We start from the raw sequence: 17,342 nt of genomic DNA, 5'->3' as shown, positions 1-17,342 counted from the left end.
AAGCTGATGATATATCTGTAATATATTGAAATTGAATGTGAATTCGGAGGCGGTCTTTTGCACCCTTGGGCCATTTACCTGCCTCTCATGCCTGTGGATGGTGAAAACCGCTCCGCGCAAAGCTTTTTCAAGCGGGTTTTCAACACAAGCATAACCCGATAAGAAACCTGCAAATATGCTTAATTTTTGCCTGATTCTTAAAGCAAGCAGGCATTCTCTCTGGATCGGTGGTTACGATGCGTTTGTCGCGGTATTTTTTGCCCATTCTGAAGGAAAATCCTAAAGAGGCGGAAATCGTCTCTCATAGGCTGATGCTGCGTTCGGGCATGATCCGTCAGCAGTCGGCCGGCATCTATTCCTGGCTCCCGATTGGCTTGAAGGTGCTCAACAAGGTCTGCGACATCATCCGTGAAGAGCAGAACCGCGCTGGCGCCAACGAAATCCTGATGCCGACGATCCAGTCCGCCGATCTTTGGCGCGAAAGCGGGCGTTACGATGCCTATGGCAAGGAAATGCTGCGCATTCAGGACCGTCAGGAGCGTGAAATGCTCTTCGGCCCGACCAATGAAGAAATGGTCACGGATATTTTCCGTTCCTATGTGCGCTCCTACAAGGATCTGCCGCTCAATCTTTATCACATCCAGTGGAAGTTCCGCGACGAAGTCCGCCCGCGTTTCGGCGTGATGCGTTCGCGCGAGTTTCTGATGAAGGACGCCTATTCGTTCGACCTCGATTATGAGGGCGCGAAGATGGCCTATTACCGCATGTTCGTCTCTTACCTGCGCACGTTTGCTCGCGTCGGTCTGCAAGCTATCCCGATGCGTGCCGATACCGGCCCTATCGGTGGTGATCTGTCCCACGAATTCATCATTCTGGCCGAAACCGGCGAAAGCCAGGTCTATTGCGACAAGGCTTATCTCGATCTGGCCGTGCCGGGCGCGGATACGGATTTCCGCAACGATGCGCAGCTCACCGATATCGTCAATCGCTGGACAACGCCTTATGCGGCAACCGACGAAATGCATGACGAGGCCGACTGGGCCAAGGTCAAGGCTGACGATCAGGTTTCGGCGCGTGGCATCGAAGTTGGTCACATCTTCCATTTCGGCACGAAATATTCCGAGCCGATGGGCGCGAAAGTGCAGGGCCCGGATGGCAAGGAACATCTGGTGTCGATGGGTTCCTACGGCATCGGCCCGTCGCGCCTCGTGGCTGCCGCTATCGAAGCATTTCACGACGATGCAGGCATCATCTGGCCGAAGGCCATTGCACCGTTTGGCGCAGGCATCGTGAACATGAAGCCGGGCGATGAAGGTTGCGACGCTGTGAGCGAAAAGCTCTACGAAGCTCTGACCAATGCCGGTGTCGATCCGCTTCTGGACGATACGGATGACCGTCCGGGCGCCAAGTTCGCCACCATGGACCTGATCGGCCTGCCGACGCAGGTGATCGTCGGTCCGCGCGGCGTTGCTGCTGGCGAGGTTGAAGTCAAGGATCGCAAGACCGGCGAGCGCCAGAACCTGACGGTGGAAGCCGCCATCAACATGCTGACGGCTGAAGCATGAGCGGCGCGGCGGCAGCAAAGTCCGAAGGGCAGGCCAAGGCAGCGGTAAAGCCGCCGAAGTCTGGCCCATTCTCGGCCTTCGAACGGATGATCGCGTGGCGATATCTGCGTGCGCGCCGCCGTGAGACATTCATTTCGGTTATTGCCGGGTTTTCTTTCACCGGCATCATGCTTGGCGTGGCGACGCTCATTATCGTTATGGCGGTGATGAATGGTTTCCGTGCCGAGCTTCTGTCGCGTATTCTTGGCATTAACGGCCATCTGATCATGCAGCCGATTGATCGTCCGCTGGATGATTATGCTGATCTGATCAAGCGTATCGACGGCATTTCCGGCATCAAATTCGCCATTCCCGTTGTGGAAGGGCAGGCTCTGGTGCAGGGCACTATCGGCGCGGGCAATGGTGCATTGGTTCGAGGCCTTCGTGAAGAAGACCTTGAAAAGCTGAAGCTCGTGTCTGGCAATATTCGTCAGGGTACGCTGCAGGGCTTCGACCAAAGCGGTGGTGTGGCCATTGGTACGCGCATGGCCGAAAATCTTGGTCTTTCGGTCGGGGACACGCTGCGGGTGATTTCTCCTGATGGCGACGTAACGCCGTTTGGCGTCAATCCGCGTGTGAAAGCCTATCCGATTGTCGCGATCTTCGAGATCGGCATGTCGGAATACGATAATTCCATCGTGATGATGCCGCTTTCGGAGGCGCAGCTTTTCTTCAATCAGGAAGGCAAGGTGCAGTCTCTGGAAATCTTTGTCGATAATCCCGACAAGGTGGATGCGATGCGCGCACCGGTAGAAGAGGCGGCAGGTCGTCAGTTGACACTTGTTGACTGGCGTCAGCGCAACCAGACCTTCTTCTCGGCGCTGGAAGTCGAGCGCAATGTCATGTTCATGATCCTGACGCTGATCGTGCTTGTTGCTGCGCTTAATATCATTTCCGGTCTCATCATGCTGGTGAAGGACAAGGGGCATGACATCGCCATTCTGCGCACCATGGGCGCGACACGCGGCGCGGTGATGCGCATATTCCTGATGACGGGCGCCGCCATCGGCGTGACCGGCACGGTCGCCGGTGTGGTGCTCGGCGTCGTTGTATGCCTGAATGTCGAGCGGCTGCGTGAGTTCTTCTCGTGGCTTTCGGGCACGACGCTGTTCAATCCGGAACTCTATTTCCTGAGCCAGTTGCCAGCCAAGATGGACCCGGGCGAGACAATTTCCGTCATCGTCATGGCACTGGTTCTTTCCTTTATCGCCACCATTTTCCCGGCCTGGCGCGCTGCCAAGCTCGATCCGGTCGAAGCATTGAGGTACGAATAATGGCGGCTGAAATTATTCTGCGGCTGGAGAAGGTCAGTCGCGCTTATAAGGAAGTCGACCGCGAGCTGGTCATTCTGAAGGACGCTGATTTCACGCTGCGTCGCGGCGAGATGGTGGCACTTGTTGCACCATCCGGCGCAGGCAAGTCCACTCTGTTGCATACAGCGGGCCTTCTGGAGCGTCCTGACCATGGCGATGTCTTTCTCGACGGTCGCTCCTGCAGCGCTCTCTCGGACGACGACCGCACGGCGGTGCGCCGCAACGATATCGGCTTCGTCTATCAGTTCCACCATCTGCTGCCAGAGTTTTCCGCGCTGGAAAATGTGATGATGCCGCAGATGATCCGTGGCCTGACCAAGAAGTCTTCGGCGGAACGTGCGCAGCAATTGCTCGAATATATGAAGATCGGCAAGCGTGCTTCGCACCGTCCTGCCGAGCTCTCCGGTGGTGAACAGCAGCGTGTCGCCATTGCGCGCGCCGTTGCCAATGCGCCGCTTGTTCTGCTGGCCGACGAGCCGACGGGCAATCTCGACCCGACGACCTCGTCCTATGTGTTTGGCGCGCTGGAAGCCCTTGTGCGCCAGTCCGGCCTGGCGGCGCTGATCGCCACGCATAATCACGAGCTGGCCCGCCGCATGGACCGCCGTGTGACTTTGCAAGACGGCAAGGTCGTCGATCTGTAAAAGGCGCCGACCAAGGCGCCGTTATCTTCTCCATTGCTAAGCCATTGAAACCGCAGGCGCGTGATACCGCCTGCGGTTGCGCGTTTATTATTCGTAAACCCTAAAGTAACTGGCGACTCGAACAGGGTGTTGACTTTGGAACAAAAATAGAACAAAAAATAAACATACGTGAACACAGAGGAGTTTTCCACATGACCGATCTCGTCCACGACGTTTTGTCATTCGTCTCCGTCAGCCTGTTTATTGCAACCTTCGCCATCTGGGTCAGCGCGATCTGAAGTGACTGAAGCATATCTCCGCAAGCCGGGATCCGGTTATGGGCACAGATATGCGCAACAAAGCTTAGAGCGCGTTCGCTGAATTTCGCCGTAGAAACGGGTCGAATGGAATGCGCTTTTGAGGGTTCTCCTGTGTACCCTTTCGATACCGGCGGCCGTCTCTCTGGACATCGCCGGGACATTCCCTGAAACTGAAAGCTCAAGGCGACAGAGTCGCTGGCGACCAGTCGCATTTCAGTAGGCGGTCCCATGAAACGGGTGTATGTCCACCCGCACGGTTCGGTTTGATCGGGGTAAATGGAATGAGTGATGCAGCAGCAGACAATGCAGCCGGTGGAAGCGTTTCCACGCCGCGTTTTGTGCACCTGCGCGTTCACTCGGCCTATTCCTTGCTTGAGGGCGCATTGCCGCTTGGCAAGGTTATCAAACAGGCGATTGCCGACCAGGCGCCGGCCATCGCGGTAACTGACACCAACAATCTTTTTGGTGCACTGGAATTTGCGCAGAAGGCATCGAAAGATGGTGTGCAGCCGATTATTGGCTGTCAGGTCGATGTTGCCTTCGGCGATCACAATGACAATGGGCGCAGCGTCAATCGCAGGCTCGCGCTTGATCTGGCTCCTCTCGTCCTGCTCGCCTCGACGGAAGAGGGCTACGCAAATATCGTGCGGCTGGTCAGCCGCTCGTTTCTGGACACGCCTGCGGGCGATCCGGTCCACATAGATGCGAGCTGGCTGCCAGCCCTTGCCAAGGACGTCATTGTTCTGTCGGGTGGGCCGCTTGGGCCGATCGGTCGCTCCTTTGCGGCAGACCGGCCAGACAGGGCGCAATCGCGTCTCGCGTTCCTGCATGAAACATTTGGCAATCGGCTTTATGTCGAATTGCAGCGTTATGCGGGCTATGACCGCGCTCTGGAAGCAAAGACCGTTGCGCTTGCCTATGAGATGGAATTGCCTCTGGTGGCCACCAATGAGGCATTCTTCCTCAAGGCGGAGGATTACGAAGCCCACGATGCGCTTCTGGCCATTGCGGAAGGACAGATCCTCTCCAATGATGATCGCCGCCGCCTGACGCCGGATCATTATCTGAAAAGCCGTGCCGAGATGGCGGCGCTGTTTGCCGATTTGCCCGAGGCGTTGGACAATACGGTCGAGATCGCCGAGCGTTGCAGCTGGTACACGCAAACCCGCGCTCCGATCCTGCCGCGCTTTACCGGAGAATCCGACGATCCGGAAGCCGCTGTGGCCGAGGAAGCTGGGGAACTGGCACGACAGGCCCGCGAGGGCTTGCAGATGCGGATTGAAAGCGTAGGGCTCGCAGAAGGCTATACGGCGGAACAATATGCCGAACGTCTCGAATATGAGATCGGCATCATCACCCGCATGAAGTTCCCGGGCTACTTCCTGATCGTTGCCGACTTTATCAAATGGGCCAAGGCTCATGGCATTCCGGTCGGGCCGGGCCGTGGTTCGGGTGCGGGCTCGCTCGTCGCTTATGCGCTGACGATTACGGACGTCGATCCGTTGCGTTTCTCGCTGCTGTTCGAGCGCTTCCTCAATCCAGACCGCGTTTCGATGCCCGACTTCGATATCGACTTCTGTCAGGATCGCCGTGAAGAGGTAATCCGCTATGTGCAGGAGAAATACGGGCGCGATCAGGTAGCGCAGATCATCACCTTCGGTACGCTTCAGGCGCGCGCCGTGCTGCGTGACGTCGGTCGCGTGCTCGAAATGCCCTACGGTCAGGTGGACCGGCTCTGCAAGCTCGTGCCGCAGAACCCGGCCAATCCGGTGTCGCTGGCGCAGGCCATCGAAACCGAACCGAAGATCACGGAAGAGCGAGAGAAGGAGCCGGTCGTCGGGCGGCTGCTCGATATGGCGCTCAAGCTCGAAGGTCTCTACCGCCACGCTTCGACCCACGCCGCCGGTATCGTGATTGGCGACCGTCCGCTGTCGGAACTGGTGCCGATGTATCGCGATCCGCGTTCCGACATGCCAGTCACCCAGTTCAACATGAAATGGGTGGAGCAGGCCGGGCTGGTCAAGTTCGACTTTCTTGGCCTGAAGACGCTCACGGTTCTGGAAACAGCGGTCAAACTCGTCGCGCGCAAGGGGATCGAGATCGATCTGACCCGGTTGCCGTTTGACGATGCGCTGACCTATGAGATGCTGTCGCGCGGTGAAACTGTCGGCGTGTTCCAGGTTGAAAGTGCGGGCATGCGTAAGGCGCTGCTCGGCATGCGCCCGGACCGGATCGAGGACATTATTGCGCTCGTCGCGCTCTATCGTCCGGGTCCGATGGAGAACATCCCGACCTATAATGCGCGTAAGAATGGTGAAGAGGAAATCGCTTCCATTCACCCGAAGATCGACCACCTGATCAAGGAAACGCAAGGCGTTATCGTTTATCAGGAACAGGTGATGCAGATCGCGCAGGTGCTGTCGGGTTATTCGCTCGGTGAAGCTGACCTTCTGCGCCGCGCCATGGGTAAGAAGATTCGCGAGGAAATGGACAAGCAGCGCGTCCGTTTCGTCACCGGCGCTATCGATGGCGGTGTCGACAAGGCGCAGGCGAATATGATCTTCGATCTGCTCGCCAAGTTTGCCGATTACGGCTTCAACAAGTCGCATGCGGCGGCCTATGCCATTGTCTCCTACCAGACCGCCTATATGAAGGCGCATTACCCGGTTGAGTTTCTCGCCGCGTCGATGACCTACGATATGTCGAACACCGACAAGCTCAACGATTTCCGTCGTGAAGCGAATCGTCTGGGCATTGAGGTTGTGCCGCCATCGGTCATGACATCGTTCCGTCCGTTTGAAGTCGGCGAGAAGCAGATTTTCTATTCGCTGGCTGCCATCAAGGGCGTCGGTGAGGCCGCCGTCGATCATATCGTGGATGTGCGCGCTCAGAAGCCGTTTGAAAGCCTTGAGGATTTCTGTGAGCGGATCGATCCGAGGATCGTCAATCGCCGCGTGCTGGAAAGCCTGATCAATGCGGGCGCGATGGATTGCTTCAAGCGCGAACGCCCGGCAATGAGCGCGGGCATGGACCGCATCATGGGCTTTGCCCAGCGCACGCAGGAAAATGCGGCCAGCGGCCAGTCCGATATTTTCGGCCTGTCTGGCGCGCCGAAGGAACAGCTCATTCTGCCGCAGGCAGCGCCGTGGCTGCCGTCGGAAATGCTGCATCGCGAATTTCAGGCGGTTGGCTTCTATCTGTCGGCGCATCCGCTGGATGAGTATCGCACCGTTCTTGATCGCATGCGTGTGCAAAGCTGGGCCGATTTCTCGGCTGCGGTGAAGCGCGGCGCCAATGCCGGGCGTCTGGCAGGCACAGTGACGGCACGTCAGGAGCGCAAGACCCGTACCGGCAACAAGATGGGCATTGTGCAATTGTCGGATGCCAGCGGCCAGTTTGAAGCTGTGCTGTTCTCGGAAGGGCTCGCGCAATATCGCGATCTTCTGGAAAGTGGCAAATCGGTGGTGATCACGGTGCAGGCTGAAGACCGCCCGGAAGGCATCGGTTTGCGCATACAGACCGTGCAATCGCTTGAAGACGAGGCCTGCCGTATGCAGAAGGCCATGCGGCTTTATCTGCGCTCTGCGGAAGCGGTTCGCCACATCGCGCCACATTTCAACACGCGTGGCGATGGACAGGTCAGCCTCATCGTCATCAAGGATAATGGGCAGCGCGAAGTTGAAATCGAATTGCCGCACCGCTATCGCGTCAGTCCGCAGATTGCGAGCGCGATGAAAGCTATTCAGGGCGTCGTTGACGTGGAACTGGTTTAGAGCATTTCCAGCAAAAGTGTGAAGCGCCTACGCGAGGAAATCAGTCCACTGGACTGATTTCTGATCCCGCTTCGATGCGCAGGATAATGTGTTTTAAAGAGCCCGGTCGTGAGACCGGGCTTTTCTTTATGCCACGGATGGCACGCCTAGCGCTTTGCGCACTTCCGGTGCAACCTTGGTGCCAAACAGCTCAATCGATTTCATCGTATATTTATGCGGCAGATTGCCGAGTGCTGTCTGGAAAAGAAAGCGGTCGTGCTTGAAGTAGCTGTGCTGGGTCAGGATCTTGTCGATGACCTGCTGCGGACTGCCCACCAGAAGCGATCCACGCGGCTCACGCATGGCATCGAATTGCTCTCGCGTGGTCGGCGGCCAGCCGCGTTCGCGGCCAAGTTTTGCCATGACATGCGAATAAGACGGATAAAACTCATCCGCCGCTTGTTGTGCATTTTCAGCGACATAGCCGTGCGAGTTGATTCCAACTTTGAGCTTTTCCGGCGCATGACCGGCTTTTGCGCCAGCTTCGCGATAGAAATCGGTCAGTTGTGCAAACCGCTCCGGATAACCACCGATGATGGCAAGCGCCAATGGTAGTCCGAGAAGGGCGGCGCGACCGATCGAAGCTGGCGTGCCGCCGACAGCAAGCCATATGGGGAGTGTTTGCTGGACAGCACGAGGATAGACGCCCCGCCCGTCGATGGCCGCACGCGTTGTCCCGGTCCAGCTCACGCGTTCATTGTCGCGAATGGTCAGAAGCAGATCGAGCTTCTCGGCAAAAAGCGTGTCGTAATCGTCGAGATTGTACCCGAAGAGCGGGAAGGATTCGATGAAGGAGCCGCGTCCGGCCATGATTTCGGCGCGCCCATTCGAGATCAGGTCGAGCGTTGAAAACTGCTGATAAACACGCACGGGATCATCGGAGGAGAGAACAGTGACTGCGCTCGTCAGCCGGATGTTTTTTGTCCGCGAGGCTGCGGCGGCCAGAACAACTGCGGGTGCGGATACGGAATAGTCGGGCCGATGGTGTTCGCCAAGGCCGAAAACATCAAGCCCCACCTGATCGGCCAGCTCAATCTCCTCGATCAGATTGCTGATACGCTGTTGCGGCGAGATGGGCCTGCCGGTTTCCAGGTCTGGGCCAAGATCGCCAAAGGTATAGATTCCCAGTTCCATGAGGTTTCCGCCTGTTGTTCTTAATCAATAAAGCCGGATGGCTTTTGCCACCCGGCTTCGATGCGAATGCAGTTCTCGATCTGCTTCGATAGGATCGAAACACGATCAAGATGCTACAATCAATAGGCTGCCGTGAATCGCTTGCCGATATGCTTGCCCTGTTCGGCCTCATCCACAATGGCGACGGCCAGATCGGCGACCGAAATAGCACTTTCGCCCTTATCGTTGAAAACCGGCTCGTCGCCGCCAAGACGATATTGACCTGTGCGTTCACCGGGCTGGAGCATGATTGCGGGGGATACGAAGGTCCAGTCTAGGCCGTCTTCCTTGCGCAGTTCGTTCAGGGCTTCACGAGCGCCGAGCGCGCCTTCTTTCCATTCTGCGGGGAATTCAGCGGAATCGACAAGCTGCTGGCCGTTGATCGAAAGGCTGCCCGCGCCGCCAACAGCGATCAGGCGCTTGACGCCTGCCTTCTTGGCAGCCTCATTGATCGAGCGACTGCCCTTGATGTGGTTCTCACGAATATTCGTGTCGCCCCAGCCCGGATTGAAAGCGGAAATGATGATGTCCTGTCCGGAAAGCTGCTTGGCCAACGCGTCCGTGTCGTACACGTCCGTCTTGACGGCGGTCACATTAGCAAGCTGTTCAAGCTTTTCCGGGTGGCGAACCAGCGCTGTAACATGATGACCGCGCGATGCGGCTTCTTTTAGGATTGCCGCGCCAACAAAACCCGTCGCGCCGATGAGTGCGATTTTAGCCATTCCAATTCCTTCCTTACGCTTTAATAGCGTTGCGGTTTAAGGTATGTTTCATAAGCAGGTTATTTCTGGTAACTACATATGTCAGGCTTGAAGGCTTGTGAAGAACGCACTTCTACATGGGTAAGAAACATGGAAGTAACCGCCCAAAAGGCAAGGTGATCAGCGTTGGCGCAAGGCGAGGTATGGGGAAGATTGCCAGCTCGGGCGCCGACCAAAAGCCTGATCGTTGCAACCGGGAGGTAATACCGAAGCATCCGGTTTGATCCGATGAAGCGAGTATGTGATAAGAATGACCATGACGATACCAACACGACCAGACGCCAAGACGCCGCTATTGTCTTCAACGCCGGCCTTTGAGACGGACGGCAAGGGGTCTTGCCCGATCCGTGACGTGCTTGACCGTGTCGGCGACACATGGAGCATTCTGGTTGTATTCAGTTTGCAAAGCGGCTCTATGCGTTTCAATGCCTTACGGCGTGAAATTGAAGGAATCTCGCAGCGTATGCTGACAGTTACGCTGCGCTCGCTCGAGCGCGACGGGCTGGTGTCGCGGCATGTGCGCCCGACATCACCGCCGGAGGTTGAATATTCGCTGACAGAGCTTGGCCATTCACTGGCGGGACCTATCGACAGTCTGGGTCAATGGGCGGTTGCAAACCGGACGGCGTTGCGCAGCGCTCGCTCCCGTTTCGATAGCGAACAGGAATAGCAGGCTGGAACTGATTCCTGTCCGGCACGTTGGCCTTGGGGCGGCGTAACAGGAGACGATTCCATGCCTGCAAAATCTCAAGCCCAACAGAAAGCTGCCGGTGCCGCGCTTGCGGCCAAGCGCGGCGAGATCAAGCTCAGTGAGCTTTTCGGTGCATCGAAGGAAATGTATGAATCGATGACCGAGAAGGAACTGGAGGAATTTGCGGAGACCAAGCGCAAAGGACTGCCTGAGCATGCCGACGACAAAAAGGCCTCCTGATTTGTAATCAAGGGGCCTCTTCGGTCTGGCAGTCGCGGGTGGGTTTACTCGGCGGCTTTGGTTTGAACCAGCTCGATGGCGGTCAGCTTGCCATTGGTGATGCCGCAACGCAGGTTGACGCCATCCCACTTATAGCCTGTGCTCTTGATGCGCGCTTCGCCCAGCACGGAGATCACGGCTGATACCTTGCGCGGGTCCTTGGTGCTGAACTTCGACGAAGTATCATTGGTCGTTGCCGATGAAATATCATCCTTGGTAAAGCCCAGACGATCATATTTCTTGTCCTTCTTCACCAGATCATAGCCGCTGGCCACGCAATCGGCGACCTGCGGCGAGGCGTGCTGGTCCTTGACCAAAGTCTGGTAATTTCCGGTAAAATCTTTCGAGCGTTTCGGAACGGCGTCCGCGTGGGCGGCGCTCGCAAAGCCGATTGCGCAAATGGTGGAAAGTATAATTTTAGTCAATTGCATGCCCCACATCCTTTTCGGAAACCGTGCAAAATAAGCAACAAGAGCGCTTCCAACGATTCTATCTCAAGCGGAACCGTTCTGGAATCGATAATACCGCATCAAATTAGAAACCGGATTTGGATTTTTTTATGAATTCCGGGCGGTTAGAGTAAAACTCTCGTGACCACCTTACTGGCATATGCGTGCTGTGCAGGTTTTGCCATGACACCCCTGATCAAGATGCATATTGGTGCGATGCGCCGCATCGCCATCGGGGCCGATAACAGTCATGAATAGCTTGCAGCTTGCGCCATGCACGGCGCGCCAAAAGGCCTTTTCCTTGTCGGCTCCGTTCCAGCCGCTTTCCAGCTCCGTCTTGCTGCCGTCAGAGAACGTGAACGACATGATGTCGAGCGCATTGCCAAATGCATGTTCGGAGACGCGGCCTGTCGATGCGCCGTTCACCTTGCGGCATTGATAATCAGAGCCGGTGCCGATTTGCGTAATCTTGACGTCCTTGCCGTAAATATCGTGGGCAGCACTTTTCACGTCGTTGCTCCACTGGGCCAGTGTCACCGCCATGGCGCAGTTCGTCGTGACGGGGTTTGCGAGCTTGAGCGGTTCGTCCTTGCCGATTGCCGTCAGTGATAGCGGCGAATGAACGCCGCATTGCGCGCCATCTTCGATGGGCGACAGGAGCTTGCCTTCGACGTCGCCGGAAATGAGCGCAGGGCAGGCGACCTGATAGACACGCTCGTCAGGGGCGGGTTTCGCAGGTTCCGGCTGTTTCGGCTCGGCATGTTCCGGCGGGGTTGGCTTTTCAGGTGGTACGATGACAGCAGGCTGGGCCTCGTTTTTCGGTTCGGGTTTCTCATCCGGCTTGGTTTCCGGTGCCGGTGCCGGGGCTGGCGTCGGCACTGGCGCTGCCTCCGGGACCGGTTCCGGTCTGGGAGCAGGTGTCGGAACGGGAACAACCACAGGCAATGCGGACTGGGATATTGGCCTTTCCGGCGTTTTCTGTTCCTGTCGGGGGGCAGGCTGCTTGCTTTGCCGCTTCTTTTGCGGCTTCGCCGACGGGCGCTTGCGCTGCTGCTTTGCCTTTTGCGCGTCGCGTTTCAGGATTTTTTCGATGAATGTCTGCGCGTGGGCGGGCTGAGGGTAAAGGATCGCCGCTCCAGCCGGAGCGAGTAAACTGAGGGTGAGAATTGCGGTAATCGAATCTTTGCGGGATAGGAAACGGGGCAGGACCAGCAACACCGATGTACACCTCATATTCTACAGCCCCGACTGCATAATGCGGTAAATAGAGGCCACGTTCCTTCACGCTTGATGGCAATATGTTGCAAAGGACGGTAAAAAACGCTTTAAACGCCCGGTTATCAGGGCTTTGGCAAGCGTTCGAACTTGACAAGATGACATGCACATGACTAAAAGCCCGCCATCGCTGGCGCTTTAACGCGCTGGCGTTTCATTTGACGTGTCCCGTGGATGGAGATCGCTGCTGCGCGCTTCATCCTGTCAGTCCTCGAAAACGGAGGGCAGAGGAGGGCGCGTTTCCTGTCTGCGCCGTATGGCGCACTAACTTTTTGAAGGAAATGCGATGAGCAAGCGCGAATCCGCAAAGTATAAGATTGACCGCCGTCTTGGCGAAAACATCTGGGGCCGTCCGAAGTCCCCGGTTAACCGTCGTGAATATGGCCCGGGCCAGCACGGCCAGCGCCGCAAGGGCAAGCTCTCGGACTTCGGTGTGCAGCTGCGCGCCAAGCAGAAGCTCAAGGGTTTCTACGGCGATATCTCGGAAAAGCAGTTCCGCAAGACCTATGACGAAGCCGCTCGCCGCAAGGGCGACACGGGTGAAAACCTGATCGGTCTTCTCGAATCGCGTCTGGACGCTGTTGTGTACCGCGCAAAGTTCGTTCCGACGATCTTCGCTGCACGCCAGTTCATCAACCACGGTCACGTGAACGTGAATGGCCGTCGCGTCAACATCCAGTCCTTCCGCCTGAAGGCCGGTGACGTTATTGAAGTTCGTGAAAAGTCGAAGCAGCTGGTTGTTGTTCTCGAAGCTGTTCAGCTCGCAGAACGCGATGTACCTGACTACATCGAAGCAGATCACAACAAGATGGTTGCGACCTACGCCCGCGTTCCGACCCTGACGGATGTGCCTTACGCCGTCCAGATGGAACCGAACCTCGTCGTCGAATTCTATTCGCGTTAATCTGGTCGCCTTCGGGCACCACTTATCGCAAAGAAATGGCCGCCCATGGTTTCCCCATGGGCGGCTTTTCTGTATGTAAAGCGCAGTACGAGACAGCATCCGAGAAGAACCATGAACGCTTTCGATCTGAACATTGCGCCCGATAATTCGCCCGGTATATCGGAAGACGCCAGCGGAGACGGTTGCCATGCGCTGTTTCGCGAAGTGCCCACTTCGGTTGAATTCAACAAGCTGCGCAAGCGCCTTCTGCGTCTGACGCGTCAGGCTATCGAAGATTTCGGGATGGTGAAGCCGGGCGAGCGCTGGATGATCTGTCTGTCCGGCGGCAAGGATTCCTATGGCCTGCTGGCGCTGCTGCTCGACCTCAAATGGCGCGGCCTGCTGCCGGTGGAACTGCTGGCCGTCAATCTGGATCAGGGGCAACCGAATTTTCCAAAGCACATTCTGCCCGATTTCCTGAATCGCTATGGCATCGAGCATCGCATCGAATATCAGGACACCTATTCGATCGTGACGGAAAAGCTGCCAGAGACGAGCACCTATTGCTCGCTCTGTTCGCGCCTGCGTCGCGGCAACCTCTATCGTATTGCGCGTGAGGAAGGCTGCTCGGCCATTGTTCTCGGCCATCATCGCGAGGATATCCTCGAGACCTTCTTCATGAACCTGTTCCATGGCGGACGTCTCGCCGCGATGCCGCCGAAGCTTCTGAACGACGAAGGCGACCTGATGGTTTTCCGCCCGCTGGCCTATGCCGCGGAAGACGACCTTGAGAAGTTTGCGACGGCCATGCAGTTTCCGATCATTCCATGCGACCTGTGCGGCAGCCAGGAAGGGCTCCAGCGCAATGCCATGAAGGCCATGCTGACGGATATTGAAAAGCGCATGCCGGGCCGTAAGGACACGATGATCCGCGCTATGACCAATGTGCGTCCGAGCCACTTGCTGGACCGCAAGCTGTTCGATTTCGCAGGCCTGATGGCTGGCCCGCATGAGGAGAAGAGTGAGGGGAATGACAGTGCGCTTTGATGAAAGCCAGATCGACTGGCTTGCCGATCTTTTGGCAGAAGCCGCCCAACAGGAAATCATGCCACGTTTCCGCAAGCTTGATGCGGACGATATCCGACAGAAAACATCGCCAGCCGATCTGGTAACGGAAGCTGATGTCAATGCAGAGCGCTTTATCACCGCGAAGCTCAAAGAGCGTTATCCCGATGCTATGATCGTGGGTGAGGAAGCTTGTTCCGATAACCCAGCCTTGCTCGATGGACTCGGCGATGCCGATTTTGCTTTCACCATCGATCCGGTGGACGGCACATTCAATTTCGCATCCGGTGTGCCGCTTTTTGGTGTGATGCTGGCCGTTGTGTCGAAAGGCGAGACCGTAGCGGGTATCATTCACGATCCGGTTGGCAATGACTGGATCATGGCCGCAAAGGGTAGCGGTAGCTATGTTCGCCATGCTAGCGGCAGCACGCGCAACGTGCGCGTTGCCGAACCTGCTGGTATCAACCAGATGACAGGCTCGATTTCATGGCAATATACGGCGGAGCCGATGCGTTCCCGTCTGGCGCGCAATCACACGAAATTTCTGTCGCAGATCGGTTACCGCTGCGCAGCGCATGAATATCGCATTCTCGCGACAGGCGGTGCGCATTTCGCCGTCTACAACAAGCTCATGCCGTGGGATCATTTGCCCGGCGCGCTGATCCATCAGGAAGCGGGTGGCCATCTCGCTCGCTGGGATGGCAGCGATTATCATCCGTCGCATATCGGCGGAGGCATATTGGCCGCACCGAGCAAGGAAAGTTGGCAAGCCATTCAGGCCGCGCTCTGGGAAGAATGAGAACTAAAAAGCCCGCCAATTGGCGGGCTTTTCGTTTGGGCCTTATCCGACGACATGTTCGGCAGGCGGGTTTTGCACCCGGAACAGTTTGCCGCGTTCGGCGATCAGCACGCAGATCAGTGCAACGAAACCAAGCACGCCGTAACCCATCGCGACAGGCGTCGTAGTGCCATCAAAGGCCTGACCGATGATCGCCCCCAGCGCAGCACCGATGACCGTCTGGGCAAAGCCCAGCACAGACGAGGCCGTGCCTGCCACTTCGCCAAGCGGCTCCATGGCGAGTGCATTGAAATTGGCGGTCACGAGGCTGAACGAGAACATGATGGTCATGTAGATCGCCATCAGCAACGGGAATGGCACAGGATCGACCAGCACAATCGACAGTACCATCCAGAGCAGGCTGAAGCTGGTGAAGACCAGCAGCATCGTCTGGGAAATGCGGCGCATACCGTAACGCCCGACCAGTCGGGAGTTGAGGAATGAAGCCAGTGCCAGCGTCATGGCAACCGCTGCGAAGGCCAGCGGAAACAAAGAACCAAGCTTGTAGATTTCCACGAAGATCTGCTGCGCCGAATTGATATAGCCAAACAGCGCGCCGAGGATGAACGATGTGCCAAGCATATAAAACAGCGCGACGCGGTTGGACAGCACGATGCCGAAGCCGCCAATCACGCTTTTGACGGTCAATGGACGGCGCTGTTCGGCCGGAAGCGTTTCAGGCAGCCGGATAAAGGCCCAGATGCCCACAATCAACGCCATGATAGCCATGGACAGGAAGATCAGGTGCCATTCGCCGAACAGCATGATCAGTTGTCCGGTCGCTGGTGCAATGACGGGCAGGATCATGAAGATCATCATCACCAGCGACATGACTTCCGCCATCTGGCGTCCGGCAAAGCGGTCACGAACCACCGAAACCGCAATAACGCGTGTTCCGGCGGCGCCAAGTCCCTGAAGTACGCGCAGGATGATGAGTGTGGTGAAATCCTTGACCATGGCGGCACCGAGTGCGGCCAGTACATAAATCACCAGCCCGCCGAACAGTGGCGCGCGACGGCCGAAACGGTCGCTGAGCGGTCCATAGAACAGCTGTGAGACACCAAAGCCGAGCAGATAGGCGGTGATCACGAATTGAACGTGGTTTTCCGACTGCACACCGAGGCTCGCGCCAATCTGCGGCAGGCCGGGCAGCATGATATCAACCGCCAGCGCATTGATGGCCATGATAGCTGCGATCAGTGCAATGAATTCGCCACGCCCGTGCATGGAAGTTTTTTGATCTGGCGAGGCGTGCTTTATGTCGATCGGCATGACTGACATTCCTTGGCATAATGACGCGCCGCGCCTGAAAAGGGCGGTGCGAACGTCGAAATCTCGAAAATGGGGCACCCGGCAGAAGCTGCCGTCGGAAAAAAACGAAAAGGCGCCGATGAACGGCGCCTTTATAAAAAGCTAAGACTAAAGCCGTATGACCGGCTATTAATCCTCAAGCAGCCTTGGTGGCAATACCTTTATCGGTAAAAAGTGCTTGTAGTTCGTTGGACTGGAACATTTCGCGCACAATATCGCAGCCGCCGACGAATTCACCCTTCACATAAAGCTGCGGGATGGTTGGCCAGCTGGAATATTCCTTGATGCCCTGACGAATCTCGTCGGAGGCGAGCACGTTCACGCCCTTATAGTCGACGCCGAGATAGTCGAGAATCTGAACGACCTGACCGGAAAAGCCGCACTGCGGAAAGCCGGGCGTGCCCTTCATGAAAAGCACGACGTCGTTGGTCTTCACTTCATTGTCGATGAAATCGTTAATGCCGGTCATCTCGTTTCCTTTCAGAGCGTGTGCCCAATGTCGTCAGAACATATGGGCATCATCACGCTTCAAACAAACTCGCCGGGTCGATTTCCGGCATAATTGGGAGGTCACTCCCAATATAATCATTTACATGCTCGTAACCACCCCGTTCGGGTGAAAGCAAGTCAAATACGCGCGAAGTGCAGGATTTAAGGGGGCAACATCTTGCCGCAGCAATTGTCGCCCGCTCAATAAAGCGCCTGCCTTATTCCGGTACGCTGGTCTGCAGGGCGAGCGCGTGAAGCACGCCGCCCATGTTGCCCTTCAGCGCGTCATAGACCATCTGATGCTGCTGCACGCGCGACTTGCCGCGGAAACTCTCCGCGACCACTTCGGCTGCATAATGATCCCCGTCTCCGGCAAGGTCGCGGATCGTCACCTTTGCGCCGGGAATCCCTTCGCGTATCAGTTTTTCGATCTCATGAGCGTCCATAGCCATGCAA

At 56.9% G+C, this 17,342-nt stretch carries 16 protein-coding genes and 1 pseudogene; 10 read left to right on the top strand and 7 right to left on the bottom strand.

Features of this window, described 5'->3' with window-relative positions; genetic code table 11:
* Positions 1 to 236 precede the first annotated feature (236 nt).
* The 4 genes from proS to dnaE all read left to right on the top strand — a co-directional run bounded on the left by proS (position 237) and on the right by dnaE (position 7,633).
* A complete protein-coding gene (proS, locus tag ACTJKP_RS19190) occupies positions 237 to 1,565 on the top strand; it encodes a proline--tRNA ligase (protein WP_078338438.1) in 1,329 nt (442 codons plus the stop codon).
* Positions 1,562 to 2,878: a lipoprotein-releasing ABC transporter permease subunit gene (locus ACTJKP_RS19185; RefSeq protein WP_113533535.1), complete on the top strand. Its 1,317-nt coding sequence runs from the start codon at positions 1,562 to 1,564 to the stop codon at positions 2,876 to 2,878. The genes proS and ACTJKP_RS19185 overlap by 4 nt, the downstream gene beginning before the upstream one ends.
* The gene (locus ACTJKP_RS19180; protein WP_078338440.1) at positions 2,878 to 3,561 is read left to right on the top strand and encodes an ABC transporter ATP-binding protein; all 684 of its coding nucleotides are present in this window, start codon (positions 2,878 to 2,880) and stop codon (positions 3,559 to 3,561) included. The genes ACTJKP_RS19185 and ACTJKP_RS19180 overlap by 1 nt, the downstream gene beginning before the upstream one ends.
* A 580-nt stretch (positions 3,562 to 4,141) precedes the next feature.
* Complete coding sequence (gene dnaE / locus ACTJKP_RS19175) at positions 4,142 to 7,633, top strand: DNA polymerase III subunit alpha (RefSeq protein WP_113533536.1); 3,492 nt, start codon at positions 4,142 to 4,144, stop codon at positions 7,631 to 7,633.
* Positions 7,634 to 7,759: 126 nt separating this feature from the next.
* Here dnaE and ACTJKP_RS19170 read toward each other — a convergent pair whose 3' ends face one another.
* On the bottom strand, positions 7,760 to 8,806 hold the full coding sequence (locus ACTJKP_RS19170) for an LLM class flavin-dependent oxidoreductase (protein ID WP_440631801.1): 1,047 nt from the start codon (positions 8,804 to 8,806) through the stop codon (positions 7,760 to 7,762).
* 119 nt (positions 8,807 to 8,925) lie between these two features.
* A pseudogene (locus tag ACTJKP_RS19165) lies at positions 8,926 to 9,582 on the bottom strand (NAD(P)-dependent oxidoreductase); the annotation flags it as partial.
* A 280-nt stretch (positions 9,583 to 9,862) separates the two neighbouring features.
* On the opposite strand from ACTJKP_RS19165, the gene ACTJKP_RS19160 reads away from it, so the two are divergent.
* Both ACTJKP_RS19160 and ACTJKP_RS19155 read left to right on the top strand, forming a co-directional pair.
* Entirely contained in the window at positions 9,863 to 10,276 is a 414-nt protein-coding gene (locus ACTJKP_RS19160; RefSeq protein ID WP_078338443.1) for a winged helix-turn-helix transcriptional regulator, read from the top strand.
* 63 nt (positions 10,277 to 10,339) lie between these two features.
* Positions 10,340 to 10,537, top strand: coding sequence for a DUF3008 family protein (locus ACTJKP_RS19155; RefSeq protein WP_440631800.1), 198 nt, complete (start codon positions 10,340 to 10,342; stop codon positions 10,535 to 10,537).
* A 44-nt stretch (positions 10,538 to 10,581) separates the two neighbouring features.
* On the opposite strand, the gene bspC is transcribed toward ACTJKP_RS19155, so the two are convergent.
* A complete protein-coding gene (gene bspC / locus ACTJKP_RS19150) occupies positions 10,582 to 11,007 on the bottom strand; it encodes a type IV secretion system effector BspC (RefSeq protein ID WP_440631799.1) in 426 nt (141 codons plus the stop codon).
* 168 nt (positions 11,008 to 11,175) lie between these two features.
* A complete protein-coding gene (locus tag ACTJKP_RS19145; protein WP_440631809.1) occupies positions 11,176 to 12,231 on the bottom strand; it encodes an extensin-like domain-containing protein in 1,056 nt (351 codons plus the stop codon).
* A gap of 355 nt (positions 12,232 to 12,586) precedes the next feature.
* On the opposite strand from ACTJKP_RS19145, the gene rpsD reads away from it, so the two are divergent.
* From rpsD to ACTJKP_RS19130, 3 genes are all read left to right on the top strand, one after another.
* Entirely contained in the window at positions 12,587 to 13,204 is a 618-nt protein-coding gene (gene rpsD, locus ACTJKP_RS19140) for a 30S ribosomal protein S4 (protein ID WP_440631798.1), read from the top strand.
* Positions 13,205 to 13,315: 111 nt separating this feature from the next.
* Positions 13,316 to 14,230, top strand: a complete 915-nt coding sequence (gene ttcA, locus ACTJKP_RS19135; protein WP_440631797.1) for a tRNA 2-thiocytidine(32) synthetase TtcA — start codon at positions 13,316 to 13,318, stop codon at positions 14,228 to 14,230.
* Positions 14,220 to 15,047, top strand: coding sequence for an inositol monophosphatase family protein (locus ACTJKP_RS19130; protein WP_440631808.1), 828 nt, complete (start codon positions 14,220 to 14,222; stop codon positions 15,045 to 15,047). Before ttcA ends, ACTJKP_RS19130 begins: the two co-directional genes overlap by 11 nt.
* Before the next feature lie 42 nt (positions 15,048 to 15,089).
* Here ACTJKP_RS19130 and ACTJKP_RS19125 read toward each other — a convergent pair whose 3' ends face one another.
* Complete coding sequence (locus tag ACTJKP_RS19125; protein ID WP_440631796.1) at positions 15,090 to 16,358, bottom strand: multidrug effflux MFS transporter; 1,269 nt, start codon at positions 16,356 to 16,358, stop codon at positions 15,090 to 15,092.
* On the opposite strand from ACTJKP_RS19125, the gene ACTJKP_RS19120 reads away from it, so the two are divergent.
* On the top strand, positions 16,345 to 16,503 hold the full coding sequence (locus ACTJKP_RS19120; protein ID WP_162762612.1) for a hypothetical protein: 159 nt from the start codon (positions 16,345 to 16,347) through the stop codon (positions 16,501 to 16,503). The genes ACTJKP_RS19125 and ACTJKP_RS19120 overlap by 14 nt on opposite strands.
* Before the next feature lie 30 nt (positions 16,504 to 16,533).
* Here the strand turns inward: ACTJKP_RS19120 and grxD are convergent, their stop codons facing one another.
* Positions 16,534 to 16,866 (bottom strand): Grx4 family monothiol glutaredoxin, encoded by a 333-nt coding sequence (gene grxD, locus ACTJKP_RS19115; RefSeq protein WP_078338449.1) that lies wholly within the window; start codon positions 16,864 to 16,866, stop codon positions 16,534 to 16,536.
* Positions 16,867 to 17,104: 238 nt separating this feature from the next.
* Positions 17,105 to 17,338, bottom strand: a complete 234-nt coding sequence (locus ACTJKP_RS19110; protein WP_007874594.1) for a BolA/IbaG family iron-sulfur metabolism protein — start codon at positions 17,336 to 17,338, stop codon at positions 17,105 to 17,107.
* Between the last annotated feature and the right edge of the window lie 4 nt (positions 17,339 to 17,342).

The sequence above is a fragment of the Brucella sp. 22210 genome, assembly GCF_052045675.1.
Lineage (GTDB): Bacteria > Pseudomonadota > Alphaproteobacteria > Rhizobiales > Rhizobiaceae > Brucella.
Note: the sequence above shows the minus strand (reverse complement) of the source record. Positions and strands in the feature narration are given on the sequence as shown.